An 18,686-nucleotide genomic window follows, 5' to 3' on the forward strand; every position below is an offset into this window, starting at 1 on the left:
CTGGCCACGCCCGTTCTTAGACCCGCGCTACGCTCCCAGCCCAACACTCGGTCCTGCGGTAACCAACCCGCGCATATCAGCCTCGACCACGCGTCGCGAAACGACACGCTGACCTCGACTTCGATCCCCCCACGGTTCTCCCCAATTCCTGTTCCCTATAGCCGCAACACGATCACGTCGTCCTCGCCGCCGTCAAGGCCAAGCCCCCTTCGGGGTGGGGCCTTGCGGCCCCAGCCCTGACCCCGGCCCCGGGCGACGTCCACGACCACCACGCCACCCGGGAGAACAGGAAAATCCCTGCCCTGCACTCGACATCAGGACCAATCCGCCGTGTCCCCTTAACAAACCGTCCCTACATATCAGCCTCGATTTTTCGTCGAGTGTGATGGTGGTCGATTCGGCGCCTTCGTGGGTGGGCGGGTTGGGGTTTGCGGGTTGGCCACGTTGGGTGGTCCCGTGTCGGCGTCTTGGACCCGCCAGTCCACCGGGTAGCCGAAGGAAAACCCCACTCCGGCAGCGCGGCACGCGCCGGCGAAATCGTGGGTGGCCCCGGCCGAATCGCAGCGCACCAGCACCTTCGGCGCGTCGCGATCACCGCCACGACCGGGATCTGGCCGCCACGCCGATGGCAGCGACGCCAACGCCTCGTCCAGCACGGTGATGTGATCGGCGGCGGTGTTGGAACCGGCGCGACCGGTGCGCAGCAGCCCGGCCAGCGCCTTCCCACCGGCGATCTCGGGGCGATCGAGAAACGCCAGCAACGGGTGCAGGCCGAACGACTTCTTCCAGGTAGGCGTCGCCACCTCTTTGTTGTCGGAGTGATCGAGGACCAGGGTGGCATCGATGTCGATATGCAACCACTGCCCGTCACCAGGGGCGGCGCCGGCGACCCACGCCGCGGCCCTGGCCGTTGCCCGGGCGGAGTGGATTCCGGGAAGGTGCGCGGGGTCGATCCGCTGGACCCATCATCAAGCCCCACGCGCCCTGGGCAAACCGACTCGTCGGCATCCTTCAAGGCTGCCCACGCCACAACACGCGCTACGACGAGCACAAAGCCTGGGCACACCGGATGACCGCAGCCGCTTGACAACTTACGGACCTGGGATGTCTAGCGAGTCCTTGATCCATCGACTCAGGAAGGGCGGCATCGCCTAAAGAATCGCCTTCGTGTGTTCGGTTACCGATCGGCCGAGCGCAGCAACTTCCGAATCCAACCGGGGCAATAAGTCAGTGACGACGGTTGCAACTTGGGCTTGCGCAAAAGACGAGGCCATTACTGGCTTGAGCCATTGAAAGACATTTACCCAGCGTGGGCAGTTGATGCGGCGGGCACGTTTTTCGATCCCTTCTACAAAGATTGCACCGCATTCCTGCACCGATGTGATCTTGCCAAGCTGACCTGGCAATCGTTGAACCAATTCTCGGAAAGCCGATAGGTCAGACATGGAGTTCCGCAGCATTGGCGTATCGACCCAAGCCATATGGGCCGAGCCGACGGCGACTCCGCGGGACCCGACCTCCAGCCGCAGTGCATTTGCGAAATGCTCGACAGCTGCCTTAGCCGTGTTGTAGGGCGCCATGCCGGGAGCTGCTGCGTAGGCGGCCATCGACGACACAATAAGCACATAACCTCGGCGCTCAAGCACCGAGGGCAATCCTGCTCGCACCGCATGGAACACCCCGACGACATTTACATCCATTATGGACTGGAATGCGTTGGGATCGACTTGCAGAACCGAGCCAAACGTAACAATCCCGGCGTTTGCTATCAAAATGTCTATCCCCCCGAAATGCTCGACCGTTCGATCCGCGGCTTCCTGCATCGCGCAGAGATCGCGCACATCAGCGCAGACGGTCAGCACCCGGTCGTCACCGAGCTCCGCAGCACGCGCCTCTAACTGGCCGCAATCAAGGTCGATCAGCACAACCTTGCCACCCAGACCATGGAGACGCCGAGCCACTTCAGCGCCAACCCCACCCGCACCGCCGGTAATGAAAGCTACTTTGTTAGCGACAGGACTCATATCGAGAAAAGTACCCCACTCCAGAGTCGCGCCCAATCACATAACGCTCCCCTCGCGGAACTAGAGATCTCGCGCTGTCAGTGCATCCGCCGCATCGCGGGAGCAGCAAGACGTTGCATCCTCATCGCCAGCCTAAACATGGTGCTCCGGGCCGGAGGTGCCAGACCGAGCTGCTGTGCGAGGGCGAGACCATCGATCACGCTGATCCAGTGGGACAGTAGGCCGTCGCGGAACTCGTACAGGTCGACGCCCGTAATATCCGCACGCCGTCCTGTTGGGGCCAGGGTCAACGGCGAGGGACCGTACAGGTCGCCGGTAAACGTGCCGGTCACTCGATACGGAACGGCAACACCGGTGCCGAGAAGTGCCAAATACGGGCTGCCCGAGATCTCGAAAAAAGCATCGGGGAAGGCCCGCCAAAACATTTGCAGAAAGGCCCCAAAGTCCGGTTTACCGATAATGTGTTGACCAAACATCGACGGGTCCTCGTAGACGATATCGTCGGTGACCACCGCGGTCACTGCATCGACGTCGTGGCTATTCCAGGCCTTGAGCCACTTCTCTGCCCAATTCCGTAGCATGTCTCCTAGAGTGGGTCCCGTGCGCTCCGGGAGTTCTGCCACAAGCTGGGGCATAGCCTGGACCAACTGCTCTGTGGTCATGCCGTTGGTGACGATTGCCGTAGACGATGAATTCTTGTCGGTGCCGTGGCTCATCGGATTTCCTCCTAGTCAGGATGACCGGCTAGAGTGTGAAATACACAAGGCAGCTCGGGCGCAAATCGCATGGCGTCGAACCAGCATGCGGGGTGACGCAGACCGCTCGGCAAACCAGACTCTAACAGCTTCTCAGAAGGGGCGCATCTCAAGGAGCTTGTGTAGCCGCATTCGATTCCGTTCGAGCTGACGGGCTTCGTACGCGATCGGAAAATATCGCAACCTTTCTGGGAGTAGCGATACGCCATAGGCGATGGTTTGACCGAGCAGTCGAAGCTTGAATTCGTCGGTGCGAGACCAACGAAGTCCCAACTTTCGACGAGCACTGGCGGGGGTAGTGCCGATCAGAATAAAGTGCTGCACCCTGGCGGTAGGAGCGACCGCGAGCCGCCACAGCGGTTCGAACAATCTGGGAATCTGTTGGGGCAATGGCGGATTGCGGAAGACTTCCAGAACCTCCCGAGCAACCTTCGACTCGTGCAAGCGATCGTTAATGACAGTCTCCACGTGCTCAACAAGTTCAGCGTACGTGTCCGGAATCTCCTTTTCCACTACTCCGAAATTGCGCCAAACTTGCTTGAACTCCTGATATAGCGCCTCTTTATCTGCAGGCGTTAGCGGATACCGTAAGAAGTAGGTGGACGCCTCAAGCGTGCAATAAGCGTTGGTTTGCATTACAAAGGCCCAGGGACCTGTCGCGAGTGCAGTATGCCTGACCCCGTTTTCATCAACACTCTGCAGCTTGGCGTGCAGGGCACGCAACCGATCCGCCTCGGCTAGCGCTTCGTCACCACCGTAGATCCACGTCATAACCGACGCGACACTACGAATTGTGCGGCCGAGTGGATCCGTTCGGAACGTAGAATGTTCGTCGACGACAGCCGCGATGGATGGCTCCATCGCTTGCAGGAGGAATGACGATCCTGCTGCTAGAGAGAACGTTATGAGCCCCATCTCGTCCCACAGTCGGGTGTTTGGCTCAATCGGCCGCCGCTCTACCCGTTTAGCTGCTGGCCTCGCCATCGATCAATCTCCTTTGGAATGCTTGCATGTAGGCCCGAGTTTCGTAATAGGGCGCGGACGCTAGCTACGGGTGGCCGCGGGCTTTTCTTGGCGAAGAGCGCAGGTCTAGATACTCTTGGCTCTAAGTCACTCATCCTCAGCGTTCGCCTCACCCGTATAAGATCAGAACTGGTGGGCCGCCAATGAGAATGCACGGCGTTCAGACGAACTTGGTTGAAGATTCGGAGCATCATTGTCGGGTTGATGCCAAACTCCAATTGACACCCAAATTGCGAAATAACGCGGTAGGAAATTCACATCGGGATCCCAGCCAGCGATCGTACCGCTTACTAGGGCGCCGTCTCAGGGGGTGGGCGCAGTTGGCAGGTGGCTGTAGCAATCGCCATAGACTACCGATCACGCCAAACCACCTCCCGCATAGTGAAAGATACATTGGCGAGCGTGCAGTGGCAATGCCTCCGGAGGATACCCCCCGGACGGTCGACTACCTCGGCATCGCTTCTACAGGGCAGCATCCACACTCAAGGCGGACGAGGTCGTTCACTGCGAAGCGGGTCACCGCCGCTAGGCACCCATCAGGCGAACATCTGGAAATCGACAGGCATTCGCGCCTCGACCAAAGAAATGTTCGTCATCGCCGGTCGCGCCGGCCGTTCTCGTCTGGGGCCACCCAATGCTCTGTGAAAGGTGACCGTGGCACTGTACCATTCGCCCCATGGCGGGCAGATCGATTCTGACGATTGCCATCGAGGCTCCACCCGACGAGGTGATGGCTGTAATTGCCGATATGGAAACATACCCTGAATGGGTTCCAGAGTACAAAAAGGTTGAGGTGCTCCGCGCGGATTCGGCAGGCCGGATTACGCGAGCACGCATGGTTGTCGAGGCGGCGATTATCAAAGGGCCACACGTACTCGAGTTTCTCTGGGCACCCAACGGCAAGGAATTAAGTTGGACTCTCACGCAGAGTAATACTGTTCGATCACTAGTTGGGCGATATACACTGATTCCCAAAGATTATGGCACGGAAGTTAGCTACCAATTGACGATCGATCTTCGAGTTTCGGTGCCTGGCATAATAAAACGCCGCGCAGAACGCGCAGTCATTGATACCGCGTTAAAAGCTTTGAAGGCGCGCGTAGAGTCGCTTGGCTGATCCCTGCGATGCCCCTTTACGCCGTATCTCACGCCAGACGGTCGTTCGATCACGCCCGAGCGTGCTGGCGATATCGCCGACCCCCGAGTCCGGCGTCGCGGCCACGCATGATCGCCACGCGCTCAATAAGGTTAAGCCGATGACCCCGGAGCGTCTCGACCGCTGCGTTACGCACATCCGTTTCTCGAATTGCCACATTTCGCACTGCCCCACGCATCACTATTCTGGATTGAACGTCGACGCCAAGGGGTGACTGTGACCGAAGCCGCGGTTTCTGACCGCTGGTCGGGCACCCGTATTCGCGGAGCCGTCGCCCCGACGTGGCCATTTATACCCGGCAGTACAGTTAGGGTGCTTATACCTCAATCGGCGTCTGGTTTTCTGGGTTCAGGGCCGCGACCAGTCTGATCTGTTGACGCGCCGACATCTGCTGCCGCTCGATCGCCGCTGCCAGGCCATTCATTAGCACGTTCATGTCTGCGAGCGCTTTCTCCAGCCACGGCCTCAGTACGTTGCACTTGATCTCATCCACGTGCGGGATGAAGGCGGCGTCGTTCCTTGGTGGGTGGTGCGCTACTGCGAGCGCGGCCAGGGCGCCATCGAGGGACTTGATGACCACCGCGATCTGCTCAGGCCTCGGCAGGATGAACGAGTGCTTCTTCGCGCTCAGATACGTCCGTAATTCGTCGAGATCTGCCTCCACCGCGCTTCCGGGAAGGACGCCTCGCCCAACGTTGTCGACTGCCCGCACTAAACGGAACTGCGAGTTGAGCTGCCTTCGTAGTTGCATACGCAGAGCTGCCTGTCGTTCGTCGAAAGGCGCGCTCGTCGCATTGCGGTTGGCGCGGATGGTCAGCCAGATGCCGAAAGCGGTCATGACCAGGCCGCCGACAGTTGAGATGACGGTGAACGCGTTCATGCTGTGGAGCGTACGCTGGCGCGGTGCACGCACCCGACGTCTGACGGCCACGGCAGTACGACAGCCACGATGGGCTCACAGATCCCAGTTCCTCCTCTGTTTGGGGCGTGTTCGAAACAGAGGCAGTGAGAGCGCACCATGGGTCCTCGAACATCGAGGAATGGAGAACCGACAGTGATCTGCGGATATTGCGGCATCGTGGATACCACGCTCGGTTGGTTCCATTGGGGGCCGGGCCGTCTCGACACTGCGGCGACTGCGCACGCTCTCACTGGCAGACGCAAGACCGCCACCAGAACATCCCCGCTAGCTGAGCGGCCGAACTCGGACCGGTCGATCCGGCCGAGACTCGGGACCAATCCTGAGTTCCTAACCAGAGTCAAGCGATCTTGGGGGGCTTTATGCTGAGGTTGACGGGCCGGTGAATTGGAGCGCTTGGCGACTCCTGTTGTTCCCGGCCCGTCCTGCCTTTGCGGCGTTGGGACTGACGGGTGTCGGCGGCGTTGATGCGAGTTTGTTTGTCGACTGCATGGCGGGTGCGGACGATGCGGCGTCCTTGCTCTGGGGTGAGGGGGCGGCCGTCAGTGTCACGCAGGACGCAGTGCTCTCCGGTGCGCCAGCAGGTCGCGATCCGGGTGAGCAGGATGGTCGCGATGTGGCAGATCGCTGAGTCGTGGTGTCGTTCGGTGGCCAAGAACCGCTTGTATTTTGCGGCCAATTGGGGGTCGGTTTTGCGGGCCTGGTCGGCGGCGGTGAATACAGCTTCGCGTAGCAGCGGATCGCCGGCCTTGGTGAGCCCATGCTGATGTTCGGCTTGTCCGGACTGGCTGAGTTTGGGTACCAGCCCGGAGTATGCGCGGATCGCGGCTAGGGAGTGGAATCGGTGCGGGTCACCGATGCGCCCGGCGATCACAGCGCTGGTGACCGGTCCGGTACCGGGCGCTGAGGCGATGATACCGGTGGGGTCGGCCTCGGCGTAGAGGTTGGCGCAGCGCTCGTCGAGGTCTTCGATCTGCTCGGTGAGTACCTGGGCCTGTTCGGCCTCCACCGCGATATCGGCGGCTAGTTCAGCGAAGTCGATCCTGGCGTCGCCGCCGGCACCCCACAGTTGCAGCGATTCGCGGGCGGCGGCGATTACCAGGGTGGCCTGTGCTTCGCGCCAGGCGCCGCGGGAATAACGGATCAAGAATCGAGTCAACCGGGCATGGCCAAGACGGATCAGGCTGTGTGGGTCGGCGCAGCGGGTGAGCAGCGCCAGTGCGGCCCTGCCGTAGTTGGAGCCCAGTGCGACGTACCAGGCTGGGCCGAGCAGCTCCAGTTGGGCATCGAGGCGCTGGTAGATCGCGGTCCGGCGCTTGATGATCGAGGAGCGGATCTTGACGATTCGCCGTAGCAGCTCGGCGGGACCGTCGCCGGTGTGCTCGCGCAGCCCGTCGGGGTGCAGCAGCGGCAGGCGGGCCAGCAACCTGGAGTCCAGGCGGTCGTTTTTGGTGTGCTTGGAGTAGTAGGCGCGTAGGTCCGCGGACTGGGTGGTGGGCACCATCGAGATCCGGGCGCCGCGGTGACGGAACCAGGACGCGACCGGGGCCCACGCGTTGCGGGTCGGCTCCATCACGAGACGCAATGTGTCCTTCTCGCCGAGTCCGATGTCGTTCCACAGCTTCTCGAGTTCGCCAGGCCGGGTGAAGAACTTTCGTCCGGTCCACACGAACGTCCCGTCCGGGCGTGCCAGCGATGCTTGGTGGGCAGCCCGGCAGGCCGGGTCGATACCCAAAGTCAGTTCCACAGGAATCCTTTCGTCGGATTGAGACAGTCCGAGTCCAGACGGGCATAGCCCAGACATTCCGTAAGCAGAAGTCCCACAATCAAGCGGCTCCAAGTTCCCGAACAGAGACACCAGTCGGCTCAGACCGTGCCCACGGACGGCCACTCAACCTTCAGGAATCACAGGTGTTCCAGTCAGTGGCCTCGGCCGTCCGCGGGCCTGCACCAAACCTAAATGTCAGTGGCAGACGTTAACCTGCCGCAGTGGCAGACATCGAGCGACCTGCGCCGGTCGAGCTCCGAAGTGACGAGTTCGATTCGGCGTGGTCATTGCTCGATGCTGCGACCAACGCTGCGCGGGAGATGGCGGGCGAGTGGAACGACCTCGTTGGCAGCGAGCTGTTCGGGAGCAATGTATACATCGACGACTACGGGATCGGGTACCTCGACGTTCTGATCGACGAATATGAGGGTTACCGGCTTGAGCCCTTTGAGGGAGCGGCCGGGCGGTTCGCCGATGCATTGCTCGGATGCGCGCGAGAAGCTCTACTTGCCGCAGAACAGTGCGTTTCCCGGCCGTTGCGCTCACCCGGCGGTGAGCACCTCCCCCGATTCCCCCTTTTCGGCACGGCGTCTGAGTTCATCGGCTTCCTCGACTCAGGTGCGCTCTCGGGGTTGAGGCCCGACCAGATTCAACTCATCGAGCAGTTCCAGCCCTTCTATCGATGGCACGTTTCTGATGATGTCCGTCAGCCAGTTCAGGCGGTGCTGACACGCTTGTTCAACCTCGCCGCCGCGCGGGAAGGAAATGCCCGTCCTGTCATTGCGTTCTGGGCACACTCGGCCAACCCGATGGTTGAAGTTGATCCGCCGGCTGTTGTGAGCGACCTCCAGTGCTTGCCAGACGGTGTTCTTGTCGATTGGCATCGGGTCGCCACTTTCCGCGCGCCGCCAGGTGCGGCCGGCGTTCGGGCCAACCCCAACATCGCGTTCGATCCCATCCTCAACATGGAACCGTGGCCTGAAGATCCCGACGACAACATCGATGTGCAGTGCCGTGGACTGTTGGGGATGGTCGAGGAACTAATCTGTGCGTTTGAACGCTCGGTTGGTTTGCGAGCGCCACTGACCGAGGGGCGTTTTCGCCTCGTCCCGATCGAGGACGATCCGGTGTGGGCACGTGTAGACATCGGCGAAGCCCCGGATATCGAAGCGGGTTTGCGCAGTTCCGATCTCGGCTTGGCGACCTACCGCGCTGGCGACGAATTGATCATGCTGGTCCAGCGCCCTGACGGGGTCTATGGCCGAATCGTGCCCGTGGCTGAACCACTCGATCAATCCCGTGAGCGCGGCACCGCAGCCGAGGACGCGAGCCGCGATTCGGCATCCCGTTGGGGATTGTCGGACTTCGTTTTCCGGCCCGAGACCATCCAGCGCGGGAATGCCACTCGAGAAGTCGGAGACGGAACCATCGTGTGCGGCGATCGCGGCCTCGCCGTGCAAGTCAAGGCGCGGACCGAAGCAACCGATCAGCCTGATCGCGAACGCGCATGGATTTCGAAGAGGGCCAAGGAAGGCGCACGGCAGGCCAGCGGGTCAGTCCGGACTGTGCGGCGTAATCCTATGCCTCACGTAAACGCGCGGGGACGCTCAATCACCATCGACGGCAATGCCATCCAGTGGGTGGGCGTCATCATCATCGATCACGACACTCCTCCAGATGTTGTGTTTGCCTATGAACAAGGGGTCCCGATCCCCTATGTAGTTATCCTTCGGAGGGAATGGGATTTCCTGTTCAACCATCTCCGTTCTACGACCGCCGTTGTGGACTACCTGCACCGAATCGCCACCGACCAGATCGCGCCCGGTGAACACGTTGCCAACTACTACGAGTTGGCCTTGGCCGATGAGCAGAGTCCACCCGATTTGTCAGGGTCACGAATCCCTGCCTCCCTCAGCGATCCTGCCCTTCGAAAGTCGCATCCGGTCTTGCCCATTGAACCAGCCAGTGCCGCAGACGAATACGGCGCACGCATGTATCTCCAGATACTTGAAGATATTGCGCTCAGCCCGTGGGATCGCGAGGAATCCGACCGCGTCAACGTGCTCCATCTCCTCGACAAGCTCCCAGTCGCCGAACGCGCGGGCATGGGCCGCCAACTGTTGACACACATGGGCAGAGCACCATACGTAGCAATAGGCACAGCCCGCTGGGATTTCCGACGTTATCTATTGGGCACCGCCGACCTGCATCTGGGATATGCGGTGTGCAATCAATTCACGGACCTGCACAAGGAAGCCTTCAGACAGTGGGTCCTGCTACGTCATACCGAATGGATCAAAGCGCTCGAACCCGAACGGCGTCGCCTTTCGACAACCGTCGCTGTGATGCTGACGCCACGCCACGACCACGTACGCCCCTGGGACACAACACTCTACGCGGTATTCGGAGAAGTTCCTCTCGAACCCGAAGAGCTGGCAGCGATGGAACGGCTGTGGAACAATCCCGAGAACATGGCAGATCTACCGGACCTCGAATGAACTCCCGGCAATCGCCGTACTGCACGGAGCCGTCTTAGGCGTGGGGATCACACCCCCGACAATTCAAATCGCTCCGCCTGCCAAAATCAGGTTGCGGCAAACTAATTGGCGTCGAGCAGCTTCACCACCTTTTTGCTGGTCTTCACGACGTGGTCGCCAACTGGAAGGAATGGATACCCCACTACACCCAGGTACAGCTGCAGTGCCGCCAGCCCGTACTTCGACGCTCCTGTACGCCATTTCGCGATGAGTTCGATCATGTTGGGATTCCCGCCATACTTTGCCGCGAAATCGACCATGCCTTCAAGCAGCTGGATGTCGGAAACCGGCACGATGCCAGGGGCGTACACCTGGGGCGACAGCTCGAACATCACGACCACCCCCCAGTTAGGGTGAGGCGGCACGGTAGTGCTCCCGCAGACGTTTGAGGTCGCCCGTATATCCCAGCGCGATCGCATACGTGACAACGAAATCCTCATCGAGCCCGGCAGCACGAAGGGCGCGAAGATGCGCTTGCGGCAGCCCGCGATCACGACCAGTGCGTGCGGAACCGACAAGTTCACGATCCCACTCCAACATGCCGACGAATTCGTCGTGCAGCGCACGATCGAGTAGCGGGGTGCTCTTGTCGGTCGCGGCGTTATAGGCTCCGGTGGCCGCAGCCCAGCCTTCGAACGGTGGCCGCGAGTTCCAATCGAGAACGATGAGCGTCTGATCGATGGCCATCGGAACGCAACGCTGGAGTGTGCGCTCTGTCGGCCACGCAGCTACGACAGGCCCGCTGCCCCACGTCCATGCGTCGCCGTTTCCGCGTTCGTTCTGCCGCGCCGCACCCTTGGCGAGCGATGCGGCGACGCGCGGCGTGTCCACGCGGTTCGACAGGAGCGGCGTTACCACTACCCGCCTGCCGAGGCTCGGCACGTTGTCGTTAATCCAGCCTGCGAGCCGCTTACCAGTCTCGGCGTCCAGTCGTGCGCTCGCCGGCAGAAGGGCGCCACGGTGTCGCACTTCCGCGTACACGGCTCAACTGCCCTGTCGTCGTGGGGTGGGCTCGCGCATGGCTTCAAGCCTAGAACCGCGCTCCGACATCCCGACGGCGAAACGCCACGCCACGGCTCAGCGGCGGGATGGACGGGCGCACTGCCCCGGGGCGGACCCGACGGAGATGCCGGCGGTTTCGCCGGTTGTGCCGCTCCGCCCGGCGACAACTCACGCTCGTACTGCCCGGATATGCGGGTGCTGACGGTAAAAAATGAACCGAACCAGGCATTACCCGCGTCGGCACCTGGTCGTACCACCCGAGGTCACCGCCAGTTACCCGGGCATCCCCTCCCCAGCCGCGAGATCGCTGGTCAACGACTCAGTTGAAAGACCTCAACCCGTGTCGCAGGTGGCCAAGTCCCCCCTCGGACACATTTTCTTAGCTACACAGATAGAAAACCCGCTCCGAACTAGGTCAGTTCGTTTTTCTGTATTTGCTGATGTCGCCAGCCATCGCGTTGACGTCCTAATTCTGTCCTACGGACCCTCGACACGGTTCCGCGGCAAGGACGGCGAGCAGACTGAACTCAGGCATGGCGATAACGAAAGCTAGCGTCACCCGCTGACACTCCGCTCGATCCGACACGTCGAGACCCGCATCGGCCGACACCGGCCCGAGTCACACGCCACCCGTGCATAAGGACAAGATCGGGGGCCGAAGGGAATGCCCTGAACTGCGGGTTTATTGAAAGAATGTCACGTTCCCGCTAAAATCTGGAGGATGACGGCCATGACCAGCACACCAGCGATGGCGATTCGTAGCGCCGCGCCGCGGTCATTTGTGCACGTCTCAGACCTACCCGGCAGCAATGAAGCCGCCCGTAAGGCGGCGTCGCGCGCCGTGCAGAGCGGTGACTTGGTCCGCGTACGACGTGGACTCTATTTCAAGGTGCCCGGACCCACCCGCTACGGACCGGTCAAGCCCCGTGTCGAAGAGGTCGCCCGGGAGGTTTTCCGTGCACCCAACTCTGGCTTCGGTCCCGCAGGTTATTCCGCGGCGCGCATCCTCGGGCTCACGACCCAGGTGCCCGCCAAGTTCGAGGCGTCTGCGTTGCGCAAGGCCGACCCGCCTGTTCCTGGCGTCGTGCTGCATGTGCGCAGCAATCCGGCCAGGGCTGCACTCAATGAGCAGGAGATCGCAGTCCTGGAGGTCCTCCGCTCACCCGAGCACTTCGTCGACGGCGGCATGACAACACTTGCCCGCAAGGTTAACGACCTTGCCACGGCCAAAGCAGTGCGACTGCGCGCCCTCGGCAAGGCGGCAGCCGGAGAAACAGGACCGGTGAAGGCGAACCACGCACGGTTGATCGCTGCGCTCAGGTCAGCGGCGTAACGCGACGACCTGTGACACCACGCCTGCGCGATAATCTCGACGATCTCGATGCCCTGCTGGGGCAAGCTGCCGACGCGTTGAATCGACCGTTCGCATTCCTCGAGAAGGACTTCTGGGCGATGGAGGTTCTGCGCGTCGCGGCGCGCGATCGCCCCATCGCTCTAAGAGACGGCACAACGGGGACCGTGCGAACTGTCTTCAAGGGCGGGACCAGCCTGAGCCGGGTCTACGGTCTCATCGATAGATTCTCCGAGGACATCGATCTGCTCGTGATCTTCCCCGATGAGGGCGGTGGATCCAGCGAGAACCAACGTGACAAGCTCCTCAAGGTCATACAAGCCGAGGTTCACCAGTACCTCGGCGCCGACGCCGTCTGCGAGGAGCTTCTACGTTCGACCAGGGGTGTGAAGCGAGATATCAAGTACCACTACCCGTTACGCGAAGCGGTTTACACTGCGCTATCTGAAGGAGTGACACTCGAAATGGGCGCGCGTGGAGGCGCCGAACCAGCAGAGCAGCACATCCTTCGATCGATCATCGCAGACTACGCCATTACAGAACTCGGAGAATCAGACAATCAGTGGGAAGAGTTCGCGACATTCGACGTGAATGTCCTTAAGGCAGAACGGACTCTCCTCGAGAAGCTCGCGGCCGTCCACACGATAACTTCAGACGCCACCGCCGCCGCGCCAGCTGGGTGGGGCCGCCATCTTCATGACATCTATTGGCTCCTCGAATCCGAGGCAGTCCGTGCAAAACTGGCCGCACTCGGCCCCGAGGGCCGCGATCAACTCGTCGGCGACATCGAACAGCGCAGTGCTGCCGCCGACTGGCCCAGCGCGCCGCGGCCAGCCGAGGGATACGCGTCGAGCCCGGCATTCGATCGCGTCGCACCATGTGCAGCGAAAGTGGTCGAGGCCTACGAGGGCGTCACGGATTTGATGTACGGCCCGGTAGTCCCGATTGACGAGTGCAGGCAATCAGTCCATCGATGGGCGGAATACCTCTAGAGCGCGACCACTGACCGGGAAGTGGATCGCCCGCCCCGAGGGTTGAAATCCCGCCGCCTGCCCAAAATCAGGTTGCGGCAATCCTACTTGGCGTCGAGTAGCTTCATCACCTTGTTGCTGGTCTTCACGACGTGGTCGCCAACTGGCAGGAATGGATACCCCACGACACCCAGGTACAGCTGCAGTGCCGCCAGCCCGTACTTCGAGGCCCCGGTGCGCCATTTCGCGATGAGTTCGATCATGTCGGGATTCCCGCCATACTTCTCCGCGAAATCGACCATGCCCTCAAGCAGCTGTATGTCGGATATCGGCACGATGCCAGGGGCGTACACCTGGGGCGACAGGTGCTTAAACACCCCGTGGCCGCGCATGTTGATGTCGAACTGAGTCAGCAGCCCGTTGACGACGCCGGCGTCGGGCACGATGACGAGCGGGGTGTACATCGTCTTCGTGTCGACTTTCTCGTTGTTCCAGCCGCCGTGTTCCTTGACGAGGTCGATGGTCGACAGCAGCAGCCCCAACTTGCCGTTGGTGAAAATCTCCTCGATTTCGGAGCTGTAGTCATCCAGGTCGCCAACCCTTGTGCCGCATCCTCTTTCACTGCGCGGTTGGTTGCATCGATCACGATGCAGTGACCTTTGCCGAAGATCATCCAGTCGCACACCGACGGCGTCTCCTTCTTCGTCCATGCATCCTGCATCTCGCGTTCATCGACAATCGTGGTCAGGTGCGGGCTCTTGTTAAAGATGCGATGCAGAATCTCGCCGACGAAGATCTCGAAGGAGTCGCACATGGCGGTCTTGAACCGATTTCTGGGGCTGGACCCGAGGGATGCCCAGGCCTCGAAGAAGAGCTGTGATCCGCACAGCCGCTCGATCGCCCATTGATGGCGCAACATGACGAACGTGCTGCCGTCGACGGCCAGGAACGGGAATCGTGTAAGGGTGGAGCGCTGATTGCCGATTGCCCCTTTGTCGCGATCACCTTCCAGCTCGATCCTGTACTGGTCCAGCGGCCTCGCCATGTTGGCGAACAACAAGTCGATCGCGGCCTCGGTGGCGCCGTCGGCAAGCATCTCCTGGCGGGTGAACCGGACCTGATGGGTCTCGGTGCTGCGCTTGACGATTCGGGCGCCGAGGCGCATCACGTCGAGCAGTTCGACACCGGTGGCGATCGTGAAGGCCTCGGCGGGCGTCGCGCCCAACCCGTTGGTGTTCGATCGCGGTGCCCACGGGGTGAACCACAGGTCGTAGGTGTTCGATAGCACGATCTCGTATTTCAGTGGCTGATTGAACAGTGACGACGCGATCTCCTTTTGGATGTGCGGCTTGGCGTACTCGTGGGTTTCCTCAAGGCCCATCTTCGGCAGTTTGCGCCAGAGCTTGGCTTTTTCGGCGTCGGTGGGCACGTCTCCCGTGAACTCGTCGTCCGAATTCTGCTCGGACGTAATCGATAACAGTATGTGCACCAAGGTATTTCGGTCGATCGGCGGTGCCGTCTCATCCGGCGATGCGTACTCGATGATTTCGCGCTGCAGCTGAGCGGTGGCCTGCGGGGAGACAAGGTGCTCGTTGTAGATGGTCATGCGGTTGAGGGCCTGCTCGCACACTCCGCCGCTACCGCCGCCAGTGAGAAATTCGCCCTCAACGGCGTCAACGTCCTGGGTGGTGGTGTAGGCCACATCCCAATGGCTCTGGAGGCGTGCGACGGTTTCGAGCGCGTCGTAGAGGTTGACTTTGGTGAGCAAGTCGCGCCGCTGCTCTTCAGACAGTGGCGTATGGCCGAAGTGGCCGGCGACCATCAACTGCCCCTGTGCGCCGAGGAAACCCATCACCTGCGAAATGGGGTCGCCGCCGTTGCTACCGCCAACGCCGAAGCCAGCACCGATGCCCGTCCATGGTGGAGGCATCCACGGCGGCAGCGAGCCGTTCTTCGCCCCATTACCTGTCGTGGGCGCGGCGTTGCCTGCACTCTTCTGCTGGCTCTTCTGTTCACTCTTCTCGGCTCGCTCGCGCCGGATTCGCGCCCCTTTACCCATCGGAACCCCCGACTTCTTTCATCGAGCAGCTGGTCGAGCTGACGATTCGACGGTTAGCCGCCCCGTTTGCGTATTGACCGCCGTACCGCGGCCGGCAGGCGCAGCTCGTCGTCGACCTCGTCGCGGGTGCGCACTACGTCGAGTCTAAAGTGCATCTCGGACATTTCTCGAACATCTATTCGTACGACGGCAGCGTGTCGACGTGGTGCCGCAGCCCGGCCATCACGACCACCCCCGTTATGGTGTGGCGGCACGGTACTGCTCCCGCAGCCGTTTGAGGTCGCCCGTATACCCCAGCGCGATCGCATACGTGACAACGAAATCCTCATTCGAGCCCGGCAGCACGAAGGGCCCGAGATGTTGCGGCAGCCCGCGATCACGACCAGCGCGTGCGGAACCGACAAGTTCGCGATCCCACTACAACATGCCGACGAATTCGTCATGCAGCGCACGATCGAGAAGCGGGGTGCGCTCGTCGATCGCAGCGTCGTAGGCGCCGATGGCCGCAGCCCAGCCGTCGAACGGTGGCTGCGAGTTCCAATCGAGAACGATGAGCGTCTGATCGATGGCCATCGCGACGCAACGCTGCAGCGTGCGCTCTGTCCGCCACGCAGCTACGACGGGCCCACTGCTCCACGTCCGTGCGTCGTCGTTTCCGCGTTCGTTCTGCTGCGTTTCACCCTTGGCGAGCGATGCGGCGACGCGCGGGGTGTCCACCCGATTCGACACGTTCGGCGTTACCACTACCCGCCTACCGAGGCTCGGCACGTTGTCGTTGATCCAGCCTGCGAGCCGCTTGCCAGCCTCCGGCGTCCAGTCGTGCGCTCGCCGGCAGGAAAGCGCCACGATGTCGCACTTCGGCGTACACGGCTCACTGTCCTCGTTCCGGCCCACGGCTCAGCGGCATGATGGACCGGCGCACTGTCGCTGGGGCCCGACGCGACGGAGACGCCGACGGTTTCGCCGGTTGTTGCCGCTCCGACGGCGACAGCTCAAGCTCGTACCCGCCCGGATCAGCGCGTGCTGACTGCAAAGAATGAACGGGAACCTGGCATTACCGCGTCGAGCACCTGGTCGTACCATTTGACGTCACCACCAGTTACCCCGGCATCCCTTCGCCAGCCGCGAGATCGCTGGTCAACGACTCAGTTGAAAGATCTCAACTCGTGTCGTAGGTAGCCAAGTCCCCGCTCGGACACCAGTGGTGATGAGACGCATCGGCGGCATCCGAACGACGTGCCGCCCGCAGATCAGGCTTAGCGCCTGGCGCTCATCGGGTGCTGTCGTCACCGCCGCGGTCGGCGGACACCGCCGATTCCTCTGATTCCTCGGTCGCCTCCGGCTCAGCGTCGTCGAACGACTCATCGACGCCAGCCTCGTCATCCGGGTAGTCGACCGCCTGCTGGTCTTCGGGTTCTTCGTCGGCCTCAGCCTGGTCCTGGCCCCCCGCATCACGTTGCTGGCGTTCCCTGATGGCGTCGACGATCAGCAGGATCACCCCCAGCACGCTGGCGCCGATACACACCCACGCCACCAGCACGTTGCTGGTGACCACGGCGAACACCAGCGCAACGAGCCCAATCAGGGCCAAAACCAGGGCAATGATCAGCATGGGTCATCCTCCAGCCGGCGAGCAGCAACTAAACGTACCAAGCTCGCAGCACCGGCCTTGCAGCCCGGCGAGTGTGCGGCCCGTGTCGCGCTAGTTGTTACCCCGGTTGAACTGGTCGAAACCGCCGGCATCGGCGCTGGAATCGACCGGCGCCGCCGAACCACGCTGACCGAGTTCCTCCAGCTGGGATTCCAGGTAGGTCTTGAGACGGGTGCGGTACTCGCGCTCGAACGTGCGCAGCTGCTCGAGCCGGCCTTCCAGCACGGTGCGCTGCTGGTTGATGGTTCCCATGATCTCGGAATGCTTGCGTTCGGCGTCGGCCTGCAGGGCGTCGGCCTTCTCCTGGGCCTGCCGCAACTGGGCCTCGGAGCGGGCCTGGGCGTCCGCAAGCATGGCGTCGGCGCGCTGCCGGGCGTCGGCGACGGTGGTCTCGGCGGTGTGCCGGGCCTCGCTGACGATCTGCTCGGCGTTGGCGCGGGCATCTGCCAGCATCTTGTCCGACTCGGCCTTGGCGGTGGCGGTGAGGCGGTCGGCGGTGTCTTGGGCCAGGCTCAGCACCCGGGCCGCCTTGAGGGCTTGCTCCTCGTTGGTGCCGGTCGGAGCCGGCCTGACCGGCTCGGGTTCGGGTTCGTAGACCGGCATCGCCTGCGTGGGCGCGGCGGTCGCGCCGGTACCGGCGCCGCCGGAGGCGAGCTCCGCGTCCAGCTCGGCGATCCGCTGGCGCAGGTCGGAATTCTCTTCGATGAGCCGGGTCAGTTCGTTTTCCACCAGGTCAAGGAAGGCGTCAACCTCGTCTTCGTTGTACCCGCGCTTGCCGATAGGCGGCTTACTGAACGCCACATTGTGGACGTCGGCAGGTGTAAGCGGCATTGTTTGTCCCCTCGAGTTCCTGGACGGTCAAACGATCTGGAAAGTGTAGAACGGAGTGGTAGCCGTCGTGCAACTAGCGTCCATCCTGTCACACCAGACTCGGCGGTTGCCGATTGGACTAATAAATAAGGGTCAATTTCAATCTCTGAGGCAAATAAATCACATTTCTTAGATTTGAAAATCCCGCGCACAAACTTGTCGCCGAATCGTGGCCGAACCGTCGCCCAACTATGTCCGGGCAATGACCGCACGGCTCACTCAGGCCGCGGCGCCGAACGCCAGCTGCATCCCGATGAACGCCACCAGCAACAGCACCATGATGGACAGGTCGAAGCGCACCGCGCCGATGGTCAGTTGCGGGATCAGCCGGCGCAGCAGCTTCACCGGTGGATCCGTGATCGACATGATGATCTCGAGGATCACCACCGTCAGGCCGGTCGGGCGCCAGTCGCGGCTGAACGAGCGGATGAACTCGACGACGACCCGCGCGATCAGCAGCAGCCAGAAGATGAACAGCGCAAACCCAAGGATCTGAAAAAACAGCACCAACGAGAGCCCGACCTTACCGACGAGGATGTGAATGTGCCGTCCGTGAGGCCGGCAAGCGCAAGCCTACCGACTCGGTCGACGGACACACAT

17 protein-coding genes and 1 pseudogene are annotated in these 18,686 nt (G+C 61.8%); 4 read left to right on the forward strand and 14 right to left on the reverse strand.

From position 1 onward, the window contains the following. Window positions 1-461 precede the first annotated feature (461 nt). From MKAN_RS02500 to MKAN_RS02515, 4 genes and pseudogenes are all read right to left on the reverse strand, one after another. Window positions 462-959, reverse strand: a pseudogene (locus MKAN_RS02500) (IS1380 family transposase); the annotation flags it as partial. A gap of 192 nt (window positions 960-1,151) precedes the next feature. Beyond that, complete coding sequence (locus MKAN_RS02505) at window positions 1,152-2,024, reverse strand: SDR family oxidoreductase (RefSeq protein ID WP_023364773.1); 873 nt, start codon at window positions 2,022-2,024, stop codon at window positions 1,152-1,154. 77 nt (window positions 2,025-2,101) lie between these two features. Next, complete coding sequence (locus tag MKAN_RS28610; protein WP_023364775.1) at window positions 2,102-2,740, reverse strand: ester cyclase; 639 nt, start codon at window positions 2,738-2,740, stop codon at window positions 2,102-2,104. A 132-nt stretch (window positions 2,741-2,872) separates the two neighbouring features. After that, the gene (locus tag MKAN_RS02515; protein WP_023364777.1) at window positions 2,873-3,763 is read right to left on the reverse strand and encodes an oxygenase MpaB family protein; all 891 of its coding nucleotides are present in this window, start codon (window positions 3,761-3,763) and stop codon (window positions 2,873-2,875) included. A 715-nt stretch (window positions 3,764-4,478) separates the two neighbouring features. Here MKAN_RS02515 and MKAN_RS29215 point away from each other — a divergent pair. Continuing rightward, entirely contained in the window at window positions 4,479-4,919 is a 441-nt protein-coding gene (locus MKAN_RS29215; protein WP_080673991.1) for an SRPBCC family protein, read from the forward strand. Window positions 4,920-5,274: 355 nt separating this feature from the next. On the opposite strand, the gene MKAN_RS02520 is transcribed toward MKAN_RS29215, so the two are convergent. Both MKAN_RS02520 and MKAN_RS02525 read right to left on the reverse strand, forming a co-directional pair. Further along, entirely contained in the window at window positions 5,275-5,838 is a 564-nt protein-coding gene (locus MKAN_RS02520; RefSeq protein WP_023364779.1) for a hypothetical protein, read from the reverse strand. Between the two features lie 379 nt (window positions 5,839-6,217). Continuing rightward, window positions 6,218-7,624: an IS110 family RNA-guided transposase gene (locus tag MKAN_RS02525; RefSeq protein ID WP_023364781.1), complete on the reverse strand. Its 1,407-nt coding sequence runs from the start codon at window positions 7,622-7,624 to the stop codon at window positions 6,218-6,220. A 242-nt stretch (window positions 7,625-7,866) separates the two neighbouring features. Here MKAN_RS02525 and MKAN_RS02530 point away from each other — a divergent pair, with 242 nt between their 5' ends. Then, window positions 7,867-10,143, forward strand: a complete 2,277-nt coding sequence (locus MKAN_RS02530) for a hypothetical protein (RefSeq protein WP_023364783.1) — start codon at window positions 7,867-7,869, stop codon at window positions 10,141-10,143. 101 nt (window positions 10,144-10,244) lie between these two features. Here the strand turns inward: MKAN_RS02530 and MKAN_RS02535 are convergent, their stop codons facing one another. Together MKAN_RS02535 and MKAN_RS02540 are read right to left on the reverse strand one after the other, a co-directional pair. Next, window positions 10,245-10,514 (reverse strand): hypothetical protein, encoded by a 270-nt coding sequence (locus MKAN_RS02535; protein ID WP_174893693.1) that lies wholly within the window; start codon window positions 10,512-10,514, stop codon window positions 10,245-10,247. 16 nt (window positions 10,515-10,530) lie between these two features. Continuing rightward, window positions 10,531-11,163 carry a hypothetical protein gene (locus MKAN_RS02540; protein WP_133163568.1) on the reverse strand — a complete coding sequence of 211 codons (633 nt, stop codon included), beginning with the start codon at window positions 11,161-11,163 and terminating at the stop codon, window positions 10,531-10,533. 751 nt (window positions 11,164-11,914) lie between these two features. Here MKAN_RS02540 and MKAN_RS28615 point away from each other — a divergent pair. Next, window positions 11,915-12,517 carry a DUF6088 family protein gene (locus MKAN_RS28615; RefSeq protein WP_129111870.1) on the forward strand — a complete coding sequence of 201 codons (603 nt, stop codon included), beginning with the start codon at window positions 11,915-11,917 and terminating at the stop codon, window positions 12,515-12,517. Window positions 12,518-12,528: 11 nt separating this feature from the next. After that, window positions 12,529-13,527 (forward strand): nucleotidyl transferase AbiEii/AbiGii toxin family protein, encoded by a 999-nt coding sequence (locus tag MKAN_RS02550; RefSeq protein WP_023364790.1) that lies wholly within the window; start codon window positions 12,529-12,531, stop codon window positions 13,525-13,527. Window positions 13,528-13,610: 83 nt separating this feature from the next. Here the strand turns inward: MKAN_RS02550 and MKAN_RS31645 are convergent, their stop codons facing one another. From MKAN_RS31645 to MKAN_RS02575, 6 genes are all read right to left on the reverse strand, one after another. After that, window positions 13,611-13,970, reverse strand: a complete 360-nt coding sequence (locus MKAN_RS31645; RefSeq protein WP_023364792.1) for a hypothetical protein — start codon at window positions 13,968-13,970, stop codon at window positions 13,611-13,613. After that, complete coding sequence (locus MKAN_RS02555; RefSeq protein ID WP_225722842.1) at window positions 13,916-15,565, reverse strand: hypothetical protein; 1,650 nt, start codon at window positions 15,563-15,565, stop codon at window positions 13,916-13,918. The genes MKAN_RS31645 and MKAN_RS02555 overlap by 55 nt, the downstream gene beginning before the upstream one ends. A 417-nt stretch (window positions 15,566-15,982) precedes the next feature. Then, entirely contained in the window at window positions 15,983-16,282 is a 300-nt protein-coding gene (locus MKAN_RS02560) for a hypothetical protein (RefSeq protein ID WP_023364800.1), read from the reverse strand. Window positions 16,283-16,835: 553 nt separating this feature from the next. Continuing rightward, window positions 16,836-17,177: an SUR7/PalI family protein gene (locus MKAN_RS02565; RefSeq protein WP_023364802.1), complete on the reverse strand. Its 342-nt coding sequence runs from the start codon at window positions 17,175-17,177 to the stop codon at window positions 16,836-16,838. A 90-nt stretch (window positions 17,178-17,267) separates the two neighbouring features. Further along, on the reverse strand, window positions 17,268-18,047 hold the full coding sequence (gene wag31, locus MKAN_RS02570; protein ID WP_023364804.1) for a DivIVA-like cell division protein Wag31: 780 nt from the start codon (window positions 18,045-18,047) through the stop codon (window positions 17,268-17,270). Between the two features lie 258 nt (window positions 18,048-18,305). Further along, on the reverse strand, window positions 18,306-18,596 hold the full coding sequence (locus MKAN_RS02575) for a YggT family protein (protein WP_023364806.1): 291 nt from the start codon (window positions 18,594-18,596) through the stop codon (window positions 18,306-18,308). Between the last annotated feature and the right edge of the window lie 90 nt (window positions 18,597-18,686).

Origin of the sequence: Mycobacterium kansasii ATCC 12478 (assembly GCF_000157895.3) — a bacterium.
Lineage (GTDB): Bacteria > Actinomycetota > Actinomycetes > Mycobacteriales > Mycobacteriaceae > Mycobacterium > Mycobacterium kansasii.

Bases quoted from the DNA above. Each gene is read 5' to 3' on its own strand.
- MKAN_RS02505 (WP_023364773.1), bottom strand. From the start codon at position 2,024: ATGAGTCCTGTCGCTAACAAAGTAGCTTTCATTACCGGCGGTGCGGGT.
- MKAN_RS28610 (WP_023364775.1), bottom strand. From the start codon at position 2,740: ATGAGCCACGGCACCGACAAGAATTCATCGTCTACGGCAATCGTCACC.
- MKAN_RS02515 (WP_023364777.1), bottom strand. From the start codon at position 3,763: ATGGCGAGGCCAGCAGCTAAACGGGTAGAGCGGCGGCCGATTGAGCCA.
- MKAN_RS29215 (WP_080673991.1), top strand. From the start codon at position 4,479: ATGGCGGGCAGATCGATTCTGACGATTGCCATCGAGGCTCCACCCGAC.
- MKAN_RS02520 (WP_023364779.1), bottom strand. From the start codon at position 5,838: ATGAACGCGTTCACCGTCATCTCAACTGTCGGCGGCCTGGTCATGACC.
- MKAN_RS02535 (WP_174893693.1), bottom strand. From the start codon at position 10,514: ATGTTCGAGCTGTCGCCCCAGGTGTACGCCCCTGGCATCGTGCCGGTT.
- MKAN_RS28615 (WP_129111870.1), top strand. From the start codon at position 11,915: ATGACCAGCACACCAGCGATGGCGATTCGTAGCGCCGCGCCGCGGTCA.
- MKAN_RS31645 (WP_023364792.1), bottom strand. From the start codon at position 13,970: ATGTACACCCCGCTCGTCATCGTGCCCGACGCCGGCGTCGTCAACGGG.
- MKAN_RS02555 (WP_225722842.1), bottom strand. From the start codon at position 15,565: ATGGGTAAAGGGGCGCGAATCCGGCGCGAGCGAGCCGAGAAGAGTGAA.
- MKAN_RS02565 (WP_023364802.1), bottom strand. From the start codon at position 17,177: ATGCTGATCATTGCCCTGGTTTTGGCCCTGATTGGGCTCGTTGCGCTG.
- wag31 (WP_023364804.1), bottom strand. From the start codon at position 18,047: ATGCCGCTTACACCTGCCGACGTCCACAATGTGGCGTTCAGTAAGCCG.